Here is a 16,147-nt window from a genome sequence, read left to right as displayed (position 1 = left end):
TAAGGTTTGCATCATGTTTAAAGCTGCCATTAAAACCACTGCTTATAAACAACCAGTACATACTGCACTCTCGGCACTGTTACTTTTGAGTGTCGTATCCCTTGCATCAGCACAAGATAGCATCGCTAACAACACGGCTCAAATCGTTGATGCGAATAGTGCTGTAGACTGTCGTGATGATATTCAGGCTCAAGCCCCTTCTTATAAATATCAAAGCACGCAGCAACGTGTACTCAACTGTATGGTAGAGCAACTACAGCCCTATCAGCAAAAAGACAAAACCGCTCATCAGCAGTACCTCGCTTACAAAGCACAAGCATGGCTTACTTATGCGATCCATCAAGACAGTATGAATAACCGCTCAGCTGCGGGCGTAGTTGCGGCAGAAACGGCAGAGTCTATCTTACAATCGCTAAAGAACGATACAGCGCAAAGCATCAAACTACAGCAAGATATCCCTACTACCTCTGCTCTAATGCGACCTGATCTGTGGGCGACGCTGAGTGCGCTAAAAGACAGTGGCGGTATAGAGTCAGCGCCACGTGAGATGGCATTTAGTGAAGTGGCGTTAATTTGGGCGGCGACCAATCAATGTAAGCGAGGGTGGCGTGAATCAGGCATACATTTTCGTATGGCAGATCGCTGGCTTGAGCAAGCACGCGAAGCTTACGTGAATGCTCATGATTCACAGACTAACGTGGCCTTAGAGCAATTTATCGTCAGCTACTACAAGCAGTATGCGCCTTTAGATGCCAGTGATGATATCTGCCGCGGACAAGATCTAACGCCTAATAATTAAAGCGCCTTACTAAATAACAGAGGTAAAAAAGCCGACAGATTTGTCGGCTTTTTTGTGTCTACTATAGATAAAGTTAGCGGTTTTTACGTGGTAGTTTTTCTGGCAGATAGCAGCGTAAGTACGCGATAAATGCTGTATTTGCTTCTTGAATATAGTCATCCGTAATGGTCTGATGACGACGATAAGACAAGGTAAATATCGCATTAACAATACTATAAGCAATCAATAACGTGTTTTGGATATCCTCAAAATTTGGCATCTCATAACGCTCTGATAAACGCTTATAGACCAAGTCAACAATTTGATGGTCCATATCTTCGCCAAATTCATCACCTTCAAAATCAGGCGTATTGGTGTCATAAATGAGTTTGGCTTTGGTCTCATCGTTATGGAAGATCGTCACGCACTGATCAATCAGCGCGGTTAGATATCCTTGCCATCTATCGTAGTTGCCGATATCAACGGTTTCTACCATCTCTAATATTTCAATCGCATTCAAAAAGCGCAATGCTAAAAATATTGCTTCAATGTTAGGGAAGAAATGATAAGCAGAAGCTCTTGGTATGCCTGCTTCTTCACACACAGCTGCTAGAGTAATATCATTAATAGCTTGTGTTTCACTCAACTTTTTGGCACCAGCCAAAAGTTTTTGACGACGTGCGCGGCCCTGCTGACTGGTAAATTTAAACTTGTTTGGTACAAGTTTTTTTGCCAACTCCGAATCTACTAACACATCTTCAATTTTTTCGTCTTTGTTATCACTCATTGTAAATCTCTTAATGTTACGTCCTATTTCATAAATACAATCTTCATTAAGTAGCATTCGTCCTAAATCACTGGAAAATCAACGAGTGGCTAAAATGTAGAGCCAACGTTATCGCTACTAACCTCAATGAGGAGGCATCATAAACGCTTGTACACTATCAAGCAAGGGACATGAATGGGTTAAAAGTTAATGTATCGATTAACACTCTACTAGAGTTAACTATCTAATTTTATGAAGTTAATCATTCAGTTTAATTTTCGCTCTTATAATACCATGATCAGTCACCCTATCTGAATAATCCCACTTAAGATGGTCATTGAAATAATCAACTCTTTCAACCTGACCGAGCGAAAACTTGCTATCAGGTAAGAACTCTTCTGAAACAAATAACTGATCGATCACTTCTGGCATACCTTGATGAATATGGGTGTAAGCCACATCTTTCATCCAACCATAGCGAGCTTGAATACGAGCGGCATCAAAAAGTGCAACATCACGCATACTTTTATCATAATTAACCTCGCCAGTCTCAGTCATCAGCTGGGTCGTTACGCTACCAGTCACATCATTCATGTCGCCAAGCAGTATCAATGGCTCACGCGTGTGATGCAAACGTTCCATGATCGACATACGAATAGATGCCGCCTCTGCAGCGCGCATGCACAAACTACGAAGCTTGGCACGAATACGGATATTTGGATCATCCATGTCTTCTAATAGGTTACCATTTTCGTCACGTAAGAAAAACGCACGTTTACTTTTTAGATGCGCCGTGATGATCGTTATTGGTTGACCATATGCGTCAACACGCAATATCAAAGGTGGACGATTAAAACGCTGATGAGGCCCGATATCGGGGATATCAATCACAGCTTTTGGTGCAATCTCTTCTAATAAGGTCGTCTCTAATTGCTCAAATCGACTAATAATACCAACGGCTGGTGTATTCTGTGCGCCTCTACCTTGAGTATATGGACTTGCAGTGTCATTGCTTGCAAGCGGAATAACCACCTGCTCTGGTTTGAATCCTAGTGCGACAGCTAGTGCTTCTAGTGCATTACTATCCCATACTTCTTGTACGGCAATGATATCAGCGTGTGCTTTAGCCAGCAGATCTGTCAGACCACGTCGCTTATGCTCATAGGCTTTATTATCATAAGCTGGGGCATTCTCATAATAAATGCGATTAGGGTTAGCAAAGTTCAATAAATTAGCTGTGGCAATATAAAACTGTTTACTACCGTCATTATTAGTCATAAGTCCCCTGTTTTTCTTATATTATATTCATACATATAGATTCATAGCAAATTTTATGCCAAAAAAACTCCCAAAGGTTGACTTTGGGAGTTTTAAAATAACATACATACTGCTAGTCAAAGTCATTAATAGAACCAATCGTACAATCAATCTATTTTCAGCAACGAAATAGTAATCTATTGTCAGCTTTTTTAAGAGACAGCTCGCCTGTTAAGTTAGCTATCTATTAAAGTCATTGAGTAAACAGTAGTCATATTCATAAGTCTTTTTAACATCTGACTTTCTTGTAAAACACGTACTACGATACACGATGCCATGCGTCACGTGATGCTAGACGCGCTTCATCCCACGCCAAACGAGAATCGCCTTTCACTTCATTCCATGAACGCTCTAAGTCGGCTTCATGATCTTCAAAACGTGCATCTACTGGATAGCGAGCGCGATTTGCATAACCTACCGCATACGCTGGGTGTAGATCGCGATCAAACTCGTAACCTTCTTTGTAGTAATCAGCATTGGCATACTCTGCACGCCAGTAAGCTTCCTCATGGGTTGGATCAATGGCTTCAGCTGCTGCATGACCTGCGCCGCCACCAACAACTGCACCGATTGCACCACCAATAAGCGTGCCTAGTGGACCTGCCATAGTACCGATGGCTGCACCTGCTGCTGCACCACCTACACCGCCAATACCTGTACCTACTGGATGTGAGCCTGGCTCACCCGTGATAATGTCTGCATTCAAATCTTCTTTTGTCTCTTTAGACATGTTTTTTACTTCACTGCGGTCGATAGCGTCATGGTTACTCATAGTATTGTCCCTAAATTATTTATTATTTGTTGAATTATTTATTTGCTAAAAGATTAGCGATATTGCTAAATCCAACTGAAGTATAGAAACTTATAGGTAGAGACAGATAGCCTGATTATGTAAACTGTGTCCGTATTACGATTGCATTGCGTTACAGCCTGTATCTTTATCACGTTTGTGTACAGTGAACTCATATTTTGAGTAATTATAAACCTATGATAACGATAAAATTTCTATAAAAATCAACTCTATATCTGCATTAATGACCTTGCGATGGCACGTTGCCATTTATCAAGGTGTTGCTCACGAGCATCAATCGACATGCTTGGCTCAAAAACACGATCCACTTGCCATGAGGCTTTCATGGTTGATTCATCGTAAAGCCCAGTCTTTAAACCAGCGAGTAGTGCTGCACCCTTTGCCGTAATCTCTGTGTCTCTTGGACGTAGCACCGGAACATCTAGCAAATCTGCCTGAAATTGCATCAGCAAATCATTATTTGCCGCGCCGCCATCTACTCTGAGCTCAGTCAAGGGATGAGGGCTGTCTTTTTGCATGGCGACGAGTACATCATAAGTCTGGTAGGCAACTGCTTCCAACGCAGCACGGGCAATATGGGCTTTAGTAGTACCGCGACTCATACCAGTGATGCTAGCACTGATATCAGAACGCCAGTAAGGCGCACCCAATCCAGTAAAAGCAGGTAATAGCACCACATCTTCGCTACTGTCTACTTGTCGAGCTAAATCTTCAACATCGCTACTTTGTTGAATCATACCCAAATTGTCACGTAGCCATTGGATGATAGCTCCTGCCATAAAAACACTACCCTCCAAGGCATAGGTAACTTCTTTTTTGGGTGGCTGTAGCATTCGCTTACCTGACTGTAAGATTTGATCAAATGATAAATTGTCTGGACGAGTTGGCGATATTTTTCGCTGCCATGCGATGGTGGTTAGCAGCTTGTGCTCGCTCAGTTTTGGCTGCTGACCAATGTTCATCAGCATAAAGCACCCTGTGCCATAAGTATTTTTGGCCATGCCAGCATCGAGACAGCCTTGCCCAAAAAGCGAGGCCTGCTGATCGCCGAGCACGGCTTGAATGGGTATTTGTTTTGCAAATAGGCCTTTTTTGGTTTTGCCAAAATCACCGTCAGATGGCAGTACCTTAGGCAATATAGTCATAGGAATGGCAAACCGATCGCAAAGCGTCTCTGACCAAGCCAATTTATGAATATCAAATAGCAAAGTACGAGAAGCATTGGTCACGTCGATGACATGCTCGCCGCCAGTTAGCTTGTAAATCAGCCAGCTATCGATGGTGCCAACTGCTATCTCACCTTTACTAGCACGTACGCTGAGTTTGGGATTATTTTCGAGCAGCCAAGCAATTTTACTGGCACTGAAGTACGGATCTAAGCGCAGACCTGTGATGCGTTGTACTTGCGCTGCCATATCATATTGAAGGTCATTGTTAATATCATTGTGATTGGCGCCTTGATTGATATCTTGATTGACACTTTTATTCATGCTGTTATCAGCGCTTTCAGCATCGAGTGTCTTGCAATAGTTTGCCGTGCGCCTGTCTTGCCAAATGATAGCGGGTGCAAGCGGTTTCCCTGTTTGCTTGTCCCACATGACAATAGACTCGCGTTGATTGGTAATCGCGATACTGGTGACATCAGTAGCAAGCAACCCTGCCTGATTGATAACATCATGCGCACAGCTAATCTGAGTTTGCCAGATTTGCTGTGCGTCTTGCTCAACAAATCCCGCTTTTGGCGTTTGCAGCGTCGTTGGCTGTTGTGCCATCTTAATAGGCCGTGCATGATCATCGTATAATATCGCTCGACTCGACGTTGTCCCTTGATCTAACGCCAAAATATATCCTGCCATTACGCATACCCTCTACTGATATTGTTGGTTCTATTTGATAAAAACCAGTGGCTATTCATTATTTACTGTTAATCAATCACTGCATATTTTATAAATGATTGGCCAAATTATTTAGGGCGTGTTGAACATTCGCAAATAGGCACTGCTGATCGCTAAAATTGTTCCAGACAAGGCACAAAGCGATGATAATGCAGATGCCTTAGCGAGATTTGTAACGCAGTATGGGGCAATTTTAGCATCAGCCCCAACGATAAAAAGCAGGGGACAGGACTCTTTTTTGCCGCTTCATCGTTAAAAATAAGCGCTTAGAATGACTAAACTTATTATTTTTAACATCGAATCGCCTAAAAAAATAGTCGCTGTCAGTGCCATGGTCGAATGTTCAACACGCCCTAATGATAAAAATAACAGCACGTTAATTTAAATTGGTTAACTCTAAGACGTCTTATTCGCTATGATGTTACTTATAAACGAATATTTAAAAAACAGCTCAAACCTCTATCATACCGCTAGGGATGACACAATAGAGAATAGCAGAATACTGAGCATTGACCCGTCACCATTGTGGCTATACAGTGTACGCCTTATTTTGAATGATACGTTTTTAGCGCTTTCGTATTAACACGCACTTTATTAAAAAGCATTCTGATATTTCAGTACAAATACTTTATTTCAGCATCATTTATTCGCTTACTAGCAAATCGTTTATAATAGTATGACCGCTTTATATTCTGAGCGATAAAATCTATTAATGCTGTCCGTTATTTTATAATACCTTACATTCTAATTAATGGCTTATGTGACTTATGAAATTCACTTTATCAGCGCTACCGACTGCTATGATGACAGTTGCACTCATGAGCGGCCCTATAGTGACTTATGCGAGCACGGGCTCAGATAATATAGAATCATCAGATGACATGACACCGGTGACTGTGACAAAAATTGTGGATGCCGATGGTCAGATTAATAATCAGACAGCTCAGACAGCAATGACACCTAGTCATACATTAGCAGAGACTCATGCTGAGCACAGTGCATTAAACACCCTTATCGATCCAATCACACACAAAGCCGTGGATAATAGCTATCCATTAGAAGTCTCTAGCTTTTTAAGCCTAGAACAAGCGCAAAAGCTTTTGGTTCAAGTCTCGCCCAAAATAGCGGCCAATCAAGCAGCCATCGCTGCCAGCGAATACCAAACTGACGCCCTCAGAACCATCGACAACCCCCTCGTATTTGCGCGCGTCTCTACCAGTGCTTACCATCTTGATGAGGATATAGATCTATCGTCTCTTAGAAACGGTATCGTCAACGGAGTAAATAATACCGTCGATAACGCGATTCCTCCGATTGCAGACCTGCCAGATTTACCAAACTTTGGGGAGTTGGTCGGTGAGCGAATTCCAGACTCTTATAATATTAAGCGCTCAGGATCGACGACGGGCGCAGGTCTTGGTGTGGTCTGGCCTATTTATACTGCTGGACGTACGGACGCATTGACTGGCGCTTCAGATGCACGCACACAAGAAGCAGTCGCCGATAGCATCCTTGATAAAAACGAGCTCTATAATACGTTAATTGAACGGTATTTTAAGGCCCAATTGGCGATCATTGCCGCTTACTTACGTGAGGATGCTTACGATACCTTGCAGCAAACGGATCATATGGCAGAACGCTTGTTTGAAGAAGGCTTTATTTCGCGTGTCGATAGACTAGAAGCACAGTCTGCGCTTGCCGATGCCAAAAGCGAATCCGTCAATGCCAATAACGATGCGCGCTTAGCCATGATTGCGCTACAGCGATTGCTACGTACTGATTATCGTATTAAGCCGACGACGCCATTATTTGTCTCTAGCCGTCCCCTACCGGATGTTAGCTATTTTCAGGATTTGGCACTGAATAATCATCCAGGATTACAAAAGGTCGCCGCCAAACGCGCGCAGGCTCAGCAGTTGCATGCATTATCAGATACTGGCTACAAGCCGACAGTCTTGCTATATGGTTATGGTCAGCTCGAAAAAGATCCAAGCTGGGTCGCTGGTATCTCTGCCAGTTGGAAGCTATGGGGCGGACTGGATAAAACCGCGTCATTGGCATCAAGCAATGCTCAAATACGTCAGGCAGATCTTTCTGAGATTGAAGTCAGCGACAACCTGCTACTGCTGGTAGAAAAAAACTGGCACGATGTTAATAATGCTCAATCACGCTATCAAGCGCTACAAAGTAACGTTGATTTGGCTGCAGAAGTGTTAAGATTGCGCCGCTTAGGATTGCAAGAAGGCGTGAATACCACAGTCGATGTGGTACAAGCACAAACGCAATCGCTCAAAGCACGTACTGAGCAAGCGCAAGCTGCCAACAGTTATGTACAGTCATTGGCCGCACTCATGCAAAGCTGCGGTACGCCGCTTGCTTTTAACGCTTATCTTAATGCCGCTGATATCCAGCTGCCGACTTTGTACACTGAATGATGATTGTATATGAAAGCTTATAAAGTATACGAATAAGCGCTATGTCATCGTTTTAACTTTTAAGTGTTATAAGGCTAATGAGCGAAGATATATACCAAATCAGGATGACGCTATCAAAAAATAACGCTCAATAAACCATACTATTACTATAGTGAATCACTGTTTTATGAAAAAACCAACGTCCAAATCGATAAATAATTGGCTACAAACTTTGCTACAAACGTGGCCTATTGCGAATACCACTAATGTTTGGGCACATTGCGCCAGTGTCGGATTTTTTGGTTTTTTATCCATCTTTCCAGCAATGGCGGTATTTGTGCTGATTTATGGTCTCGTATTTTCACCCGTTGAGATGCAGGAGCATATCTCCATTTTGCGTCCGTTTATACCTGATACAGTGTACGAAGTCCTCAATTCGCGCCTGAGCGAGTTGGTCTCTAATACCAAATCCACGCTGACATTTAGCCTGATCATATCGACCTTACTTGCCCTTTATGCTGGTTCCAAAGGCATCAAATCTTTAATTGCCCTTGTCAATCTCGCTTTTCATATCACCCAAGAGCGCAGCTTTATACAAGGCACGATTCGAGCAGTGAGCCTGACCTTTGGTGCAGTAGTCGTCTTGATAATAGCGGTGTCTTCTATTGCTATTATCCCTGTAGCAGCGAATTACTTCCCCTTCCCTCAAGTGGCTGAAACGGTTGCACTGTGGGCCAGATGGCCTGTATTGGCGGGTATTATCTTTTTAAGCTTTTTAAGTCTCTATCGTCTCGCGCCAAATCGCGATGCCGTTGCACTAAAAAAACTGGTTCCAGGAGCAACGCTCGCGACCATTCTTTGGATTATATTGTCCGTACTGTTTTCGATTTATGTGCAAAACTTCAACAACTATAGTGCTGAATTTGGGGCGCTATCAGCGGCGGTGGTCATTATGCTTTGGCTGTATTATTCAGCCTTTATCGTCGCTTTTGGTGCGATTTTTAATTCTGAAGCCATAGACAATGCCAAACCTTATGCTGTTCGAGTGTACTAATCATAAATCCTTTGTTCTCAACTTTGCTGCTTTAGGAATCACACCGTCATGACTGAATTTCCAAACGAATCAGACAACTCAAATAAATCAGTTGATTCAAACGAGTCAGTGACCTCTCAAGATACAAAAGCCTCCGTCGATCCAGTAGAAAATGTATCTAGTGAGTCTGACGTTCCAGAGCAATCTGTACCCGCTTATAGTCGTGGCAACGCAAAAGCTGATAAATCTGCTCGTATGAAAAAGATATTGCTCGTACTGTTTGTATTAGGTGTTCTTGGCGCAATTGCATACGGTTTATATAAAAGCAATCAGCATAATGAACCAGAAGTCATTACCCTCCAAGGGCAAATGCAAATGCAGCAAACCTCTATCGCTGCAAAGGTAGCAGGCCGCATTGCTAACATTATGGTGACAGAAGGTGATACGGTTACGGTGGGTCAGCAACTCATTGAGATGGATTCGCCTGAGATTAACGCCAAGATCAATCAAGCACGTGCTGGTAAGCAAATCGCACAAAGTCAATTGGACAAAGCAGAAAACGGGGCACGCCCGCAAGAGATCGCTCAAGCCAAAGCCGCTTGGCAAGCCAATAAAGCCGCGTCTGATTTGGCAGAAAACACCTATCAGCGTGTCAATCGTCTGTATGAAGAAGGATTGATGGCACGGCAAAAACGCGATGAGGCTTATGCCCAATACCTAGCCACTCAAGACCAAACTGAAGCCGCACGTTTGCAATATGATTTGGCATTAGAAGGTGCTCGCAGTGAAGACAAATCAGCGGCTACCGCTCAAGTCGCACAAGTTGATGCCCAGCTAGATGAAGCACTGGCAGCAAAAGAAGAGGCCAATCTAAAGAGCCCTATCGCTGGTGTTGTGGACAATGTCATCGTTAGTGCTGGAGAAGTCATCGGTCAAGGCGTTCCTTTGCTGACGTTGGTGGATACCAATGACCAATGGGTAGTGCTCAATGTCACTGAGTCGTATTTAAACCAGTTCGCTATCGGTCAGACATTTACAGGTACTATTCCCGCATTATCATCAGCAGATAAGCCTTATAATAAACAGTTTACTGTTTATGCGACATCGACCTTATCTGATTTTGCCACTTGGCGACCGACCAACAATGATGATGGTTTTGATGTGCGTACCTTTGAGGTCAAAGCACGACCATCCACGCCTGATACTCGCATTCGCTCAGGAATGAGTGTGGTTGTGCATATTAATCCTATCAATCAGAACCAAGAGTAGGCCATGCACTTGACTAAGTTAAGTGAGGCTTTTTTACGTAGCGCCGCTTACGAGCGCCGTTTTTTAGCCAAAAACCATTGGGACTTAAGCATGGTGGTGTGGATACCACTAGCCACAGTGCTGCTGATTTGGTGGATATTTTCACAGACTCAGATTACTGACTTACCCATTGGAGTGATCGATCAAGACAATAGTGCTGTTGCCAATACTACCGTACGTTACTTAGAAGCCAGTCCTACGCTTACGGTTAGACAGCTTTATTATTCACCAGCGGATGCAGAGGCTGCGATCTTGCAACGCGATATTTATGCGGTTGTCATCATTCCTGAGGATTTTTCGCGTAATATTTTATCTAGCAAGCCTGCCCCTTTAATCCTACAAGTAAACGCCCAGTACGGTACGCATTCTGGCATTATTCAAACGGCTGTCCAAGCAGTCGCTAGCACCTTATCCGCAGGGGTAGAGATCAAGCGATTGGTAAAGCAAGGCGTAGGGCCGTCGCAAGCCATGACTGCTTACTCGCCTATCAGTATCCAGCGTATTAGTTTGTTCAATGCTGCAACCAATTATCAGCAGTTTTTGGCATCGACCGTCATACCTGCACTACTACATATATTAGCGATGGTCGTCGGGGCAACCACCATTGGTCGCGAGCTGCGCGATAAAAATATTGGTCACTGGTATCGCTTTATCAGTACAGGTACACCTGACTTAGCCTTGGTTAAATCCTCTAAAAAAGCAGCTGCGTTAAACACCACACAAGATAGCACCAACAACACTGCACCATCATCAGACTCAAAAATGCCCAATTCGGTGAGTATATCAGTATTGCTATCCGGTCTATTGGGTAAGTATTTTTGGCCAATATTGGCCTATAGCTTATGGTCGGCTTTGGTATTGTGGCTTGTAACGTCGAACCAAAATATAAGCATTGGGTCAATCATCGCAGTATATATCGGCCTATTGTGTTTGATGATACTGTCATTCTGGCTTGGTGCTATTTTTACTTTGAACTCCTTTTCACTGCGTATGGGTTTGTCAACCACTGGTTTTATTTCAGCGCCTTCTTATGCCTTTGCTGGTGTGACCTTTCCTTATATTGCGATTAGTGATAGCGCGCAATACTGGTCAAATGCATTGCCACTGACACATTACCTCAAGCTACATATTGCCCAGTTACAAATGCAAGCGCCTATTGCTATCTCTGTGCCTATTGTCTACGGTCTGGCGCTTGCCACTATCATCGCCATGCTACTGACAGCCCTATTGACCAAACGCGCATTGGCGCATCCTGAACGCTGGGGAGCACGCTGATGTCATCACCTTTAAATACCAAGCAAAACAACGCTAAAGCCACCACTTCTTTAACTGCGCAGACTTTTTGGGCAAGCTTCTCTCAAACGTTCAAAGACGTTTTTGGGGATAAAGGCGTACTTTTGATGCTGATTATTGCCCCGATTATCTATGGGTTTTTCTATCCTTGGCCCTACTCAACTGAAGTAGTCAACCATGTACCAGTGGGTATTGTTGATCATGACAATAGTAACTTGTCGCGCACGCTCGCCCGTTATGCAAGTGCCAGTCCATATCTAGATACTGAGCACTTTATCAATGAACAAGCGGCCAAAGAAGCCATATGGTCCGATCAAATTGCAGGCTATATGGTGATTCCAAGCGGCCTTGAAGAACAAGTCATGTCAGGACAGCAAGCGTATGTTAGCGTCCTCGGCAATGGCGGCTACTTTATTTTAAATAAGAACGTCCAACTGGGATTCTCTAAAGCAGTTGGTACTGTATCAGCGGGGATCAAGGTAAAGAAAAATATCGCGAAAGGCGCTTATGCACCCACCGCAGCACGGAGCGCTCAAGCAGTACCACTACAAATCATGCCACTTTATAATCAAACTGAAGGCTACGGTGCCTACGTCGTACCAGCCGTCTCCGTCATTATCTTACAACAGACACTATTGATGGCAACCGCCATGCTGATTGGCACTTGGTATGAGCAGCGGCGTCATGCTGCGAGTGTACGCGGTTGGCTCGGACGTATCACAGCGCTGAGCACGCTAAGCTTTATCATTGGCTGTTTTTATTATGGCTGGACTTTTGAGCTGCATCATTATCCACGTGGGCAAAATATGCTCGGAACGCTATTGTTTTTAGCACTGTTTTGTCCGACAGTCGCAACGCTCGGCTGTGTACTTGGGCTATGGTTCCGGCAGCGTGAGCGCAGTATGCAGATCTTAATCTTTATCTCCCTACCGATATTCTTCTTAAGCGGCTACCCTTGGCCAGCCGACCAGTTGCCCCAAGTTTTGCAAGTAATACGCTGGATCGTACCAACTACCCCTGCGATCAACACCTCTGTACAGCTTAACCAAATGGGTGCAAGTATCTCTCAAGTCGCCATAGGGTTTTATGCATTGGCAGGCTTGTGGTTGCTCTATTTTGTTTTATTGCTATTTTTACGCAAGCGTATTCCGCAAAAAAAAGCCTAATTATAAATCTTCACATTAATTAAATCTATGAGCATAAAAAAGCGCCTGCTAATATTAGCAGGCGCTTTTTTATACATATGACACTTTCACTTTGAGTCATTTTTAAACATTAAAATACTCGGTTCAAACCGTTAAGCGCAGCCACACGATACGCTTCTGCCATCGTTGGATAGTTAAAAGTCGTATTGACAAAATACTCAAGCGTATTGTTGCTTTTGCACTTCATCACTGCTTGACCGATATGAATAATCTCTGAAGCGTGGTTGCCGTAGCAATGAATGCCTAAAATTTCTAACGTATCACGATGGAACAATATCTTTAATACGCCCGAGCGTTCACCAATGATTTGGGCACGTGCCAGATGTTTGAAGAACGCTTGACCCACTTCATACGGAACTTTCTCATCCGTTAGCTCCTGCTCTGTTTTACCGATACAAGAGATTTCAGGAATGGTATAGATACCAGTTGGGACACTAGATACTGGCTCGGCATCACTATCACCGACCATAAAGGCAGCAGCACAGCGACCTTGATCATAGGCAGCAGAGGCTAATGATGGCCAACCGATGACATCGCCAGCAGCATAAATATTGTCGACGTCCGTACAGTAAGTATCATCTACTTTTAACTGACCACGGCCATTTGCTTTTAGTCCAATGGCTTCTAAATTCAGGCCTTCGGTGTTACCTGAGCGACCATTTGACCAAAGAATGGCATCAGATTTGATGCGCTTGCCGCTCTTTAAGTGCAAGACCACATAATCATCATGAGTCTCAAGATGATCAATCTCTTCATTACTACGGATAAGCACACCGAACTGTCTAAAGTCATGCGCGATCGCATCACTGATTTCGCTGTCCAAGTAGTTGAGCAGCTGATCTTGGTTATTGATTAGATCAACCTTGTAGCCAAGACCCGTAAAGATAGACGCATACTCACAGCCAATCACCCCTGCACCATAGATGATGATTTTTTTGACGACATAATCCATTTGCAAGATTTTATCTGAGTCAAAAACGCGTGGATGTTTAAAGTCTAAAATATCAGGACGGTAAGGACGACTACCGACAGTAATGATGGCTTTATTGAAAGTAATAGTTTCGTAGACATTGTCGTCGACTTCAATGCGCAGCGTATGAGCGTCAATAAAACTTGCCCAACCTTGAATAACTTCGATACGGTTGCGCTCATAAAAACGGGTATGCGTACTGACTTGACGACGGATTACTTGACGCGCCTTAGCCAATACTTCATTTAGCGGAACTTGCTTATACTCCATCGCTTTGGTAAACATCGGGTCGCGACGGAAGTTAATTAAGTTAAATACTGATTGGCGCAATGCTTTACTAGGAATTGTACCAACGTGAGTAGAGTTACCTCCTACTTGATCACGCGGATCGACGACGACCACTCTTTTACCAGATTTGGTCAGCTTCATGGCAGCGGCTTCACCAGCAGGACCTGCACCTAAAACCACCGCATCATACTCATACTCGTGATCGTCACTTTTTAGTCGACGAGAATCTTTGGTAAATCCAGATTTGATATCAATACGAGTGTCATCAAGCGGGTTGATGAGATCAGGGTAATGCATGATATCTTCAGTGACCTGCTCATGAGTCTGCTCGATTTTATGTTTTGTGTCTTTACCTTCAGTATGCTCAGGATTGGGCGAACGACCATTAGATTTATTCGATACTTCAGTATGGACGTCTTTACCAGTATCATTGGTTGCGTCACTTATGTTCTTACTTACCATCATGTCCTCTTTATGTATTGTTTGCTCTATTAATATCTATGTGCACGAGTTAATATTTTTAATATCCAAGCAGCTTAATAAAGTTGTACTCACCATAAGGCATGAATATACTTTTTACAAACTTGATGACAATTACATATTATAAAATTAATAGTCCATTACCCAATGCGGCGTTTAAGACCTGTCATCTGTAATATACGCGTTGCAATTTCTTCAACAGACATCTCTGATACATCCAAGCTTGGGATACCGTGCGTGATATAAATTCCCTGTATCGCGCGCTGTTCTTGCTGGCATTGCTGATAACTTGAGTAACGACTGCCCGCACGGCGCTCTTGGCGTATTTTTACCAAGCGATCGGTATCAATGAGCAAACCAAACAGTTTGTCTTTATGGTCACGCAGCGCTTTTGGTAGTTGATTGTCGTACAAATCATCTTCGGTCAGAGGATAATTGGCGGCGCGAATACCGAATTGTAACGCAAGATATAGTGACGTCGGTGTTTTGCCCGAGCGTGATACCCCTACCAAGATAATATCGGCAGCATTATAATGACGAGTACGTGCGCCATCATCATTGTCTAAGGCGAAATGGACTGCGTCGATACGCTCTTTATACGTCTCAGAATCAACATCATCATGCGCATGGCCTGAATGACCGTCTGGCTCTACGCCAGTCTCTTCTGCAACGCGGCCAATCAACCCTTCGTACATATCCAAATTACAGCTGTGTGCTGAATTGATTTTTTCACGAATCTCTGGATTGACGATCGTATCAAACACCAACGGCAACGACCCATCACGTTGATACGCCATGTTGATTTGCTCTACGGCATCATCGGCACGCTCTAAGCTATCGACGTATGGCAACACTCTTGTCTCAAAAGGGACCGAGGCAAACTGACTCAAAATAGCGCGTCCGAGGGTCTCAGCCGTAATTGCGGTGCCATCTGAGATAAAAAATGCCGTTCTGATGGCTTGTGAGCTGTCCAAGTTTAGCGCATGACGATTTTGGATAGTGGGCTTGACTTGTTCAGATGGATTGCTTGAGTACATAACGTTGACACCTCGGTTGAAAACTCAATAATGATCTTCATTTCATTTTTAGTATTGATCTAATAGCAATTATCTAACTTTGGCTGCCTTATCTCTTTTAAATGCAGAACGATGGCAGCGCTGCTATTGCATATTTATATAGCCATATGCATCACTTATCTATCCGCTACATTATACGCATATTAGCTTCTTAATAGAAATCAATGTTACAGGCGTACACTTAGCACCCACATTGTTTTTCATCTTGACGTCATAGCCAATCCACCTCTCATCAAGGCGTTTTTTATGGCATTTCCTATATATAAACATAAGATTGAAACATAAATTATAGAAATACTCTAAATATGGCTTATTTGAATACGTCTATTTTATGCAGTAATTGGCTTTTGAAAGCGCATAACATCGTCACTAGCAATGAGATTTTTCATCTAAGTAAATACGAAACTTGATTAGACTGGCCTTACTCTGTGTAGCAAATCCTACAATTTGTGTATTTTTAACAAGTTTTTTGGTAAAACCCCTCGAATTCCTCCTAATATGGCGGTATAATTC

Annotated in this window: 12 protein-coding genes; 6 read left to right on the top strand and 6 right to left on the bottom strand. The window is 43.3% G+C overall.

Going from position 1 to position 16,147, the window contains the following annotated elements; all coding sequences use genetic code 11:
- The first annotated feature begins 13 nt into the window (after positions 1-13).
- Positions 14-799: a hypothetical protein gene (locus AC58CZ_RS06170; RefSeq protein WP_494224343.1), complete on the top strand. Its 786-nt coding sequence runs from the start codon at positions 14-16 to the stop codon at positions 797-799.
- 73 nt (positions 800-872) lie between these two features.
- On the opposite strand, the gene AC58CZ_RS06165 is transcribed toward AC58CZ_RS06170, so the two are convergent.
- The 4 genes from AC58CZ_RS06165 to glpK form a co-directional block, all read right to left on the bottom strand.
- Positions 873-1,565, bottom strand: a complete 693-nt coding sequence (locus AC58CZ_RS06165; protein WP_071001337.1) for a TetR/AcrR family transcriptional regulator — start codon at positions 1,563-1,565, stop codon at positions 873-875.
- Positions 1,566-1,802: 237 nt separating this feature from the next.
- Entirely contained in the window at positions 1,803-2,822 is a 1,020-nt protein-coding gene (locus tag AC58CZ_RS06160; protein WP_494224342.1) for an endonuclease/exonuclease/phosphatase family protein, read from the bottom strand.
- Positions 2,823-3,120: 298 nt separating this feature from the next.
- Positions 3,121-3,633, bottom strand: a complete 513-nt coding sequence (locus AC58CZ_RS06155; protein ID WP_071001334.1) for a hypothetical protein — start codon at positions 3,631-3,633, stop codon at positions 3,121-3,123.
- Positions 3,634-3,881: 248 nt separating this feature from the next.
- Positions 3,882-5,528 (bottom strand): glycerol kinase GlpK, encoded by a 1,647-nt coding sequence (glpK, locus tag AC58CZ_RS06150; protein ID WP_494224341.1) that lies wholly within the window; start codon positions 5,526-5,528, stop codon positions 3,882-3,884.
- Between the two features lie 806 nt (positions 5,529-6,334).
- Here glpK and AC58CZ_RS06145 point away from each other — a divergent pair.
- The 5 genes from AC58CZ_RS06145 to AC58CZ_RS06125 all read left to right on the top strand — a co-directional run bounded on the left by AC58CZ_RS06145 (position 6,335) and on the right by AC58CZ_RS06125 (position 12,781).
- The gene (locus AC58CZ_RS06145; RefSeq protein WP_494224340.1) at positions 6,335-8,002 is read left to right on the top strand and encodes a TolC family protein; all 1,668 of its coding nucleotides are present in this window, start codon (positions 6,335-6,337) and stop codon (positions 8,000-8,002) included.
- A gap of 166 nt (positions 8,003-8,168) precedes the next feature.
- A complete protein-coding gene (locus tag AC58CZ_RS06140; RefSeq protein ID WP_423609172.1) occupies positions 8,169-9,035 on the top strand; it encodes a YihY/virulence factor BrkB family protein in 867 nt (288 codons plus the stop codon).
- A gap of 48 nt (positions 9,036-9,083) precedes the next feature.
- Positions 9,084-10,283: an HlyD family secretion protein gene (locus AC58CZ_RS06135; protein ID WP_494224339.1), complete on the top strand. Its 1,200-nt coding sequence runs from the start codon at positions 9,084-9,086 to the stop codon at positions 10,281-10,283.
- 3 nt (positions 10,284-10,286) lie between these two features.
- Positions 10,287-11,597, top strand: coding sequence for an ABC transporter permease (locus AC58CZ_RS06130; RefSeq protein ID WP_494224338.1), 1,311 nt, complete (start codon positions 10,287-10,289; stop codon positions 11,595-11,597).
- Positions 11,597-12,781 (top strand): ABC transporter permease, encoded by a 1,185-nt coding sequence (locus AC58CZ_RS06125; protein ID WP_494224337.1) that lies wholly within the window; start codon positions 11,597-11,599, stop codon positions 12,779-12,781. The genes AC58CZ_RS06130 and AC58CZ_RS06125 overlap by 1 nt, the downstream gene beginning before the upstream one ends.
- Before the next feature lie 109 nt (positions 12,782-12,890).
- On the opposite strand, the gene sthA is transcribed toward AC58CZ_RS06125, so the two are convergent.
- Both sthA and ppsR read right to left on the bottom strand, forming a co-directional pair.
- On the bottom strand, positions 12,891-14,540 hold the full coding sequence (sthA, locus tag AC58CZ_RS06120; protein ID WP_494224336.1) for a Si-specific NAD(P)(+) transhydrogenase: 1,650 nt from the start codon (positions 14,538-14,540) through the stop codon (positions 12,891-12,893).
- 158 nt (positions 14,541-14,698) lie between these two features.
- On the bottom strand, positions 14,699-15,595 hold the full coding sequence (gene ppsR, locus AC58CZ_RS06115) for a posphoenolpyruvate synthetase regulatory kinase/phosphorylase PpsR (protein WP_075107362.1): 897 nt from the start codon (positions 15,593-15,595) through the stop codon (positions 14,699-14,701).
- Positions 15,596-16,147 lie beyond the last annotated feature (552 nt).

Source organism: Psychrobacter sp. CR212, assembly GCF_059693765.1.
This window is presented reverse-complemented; position numbering and strand designations above follow the sequence as displayed.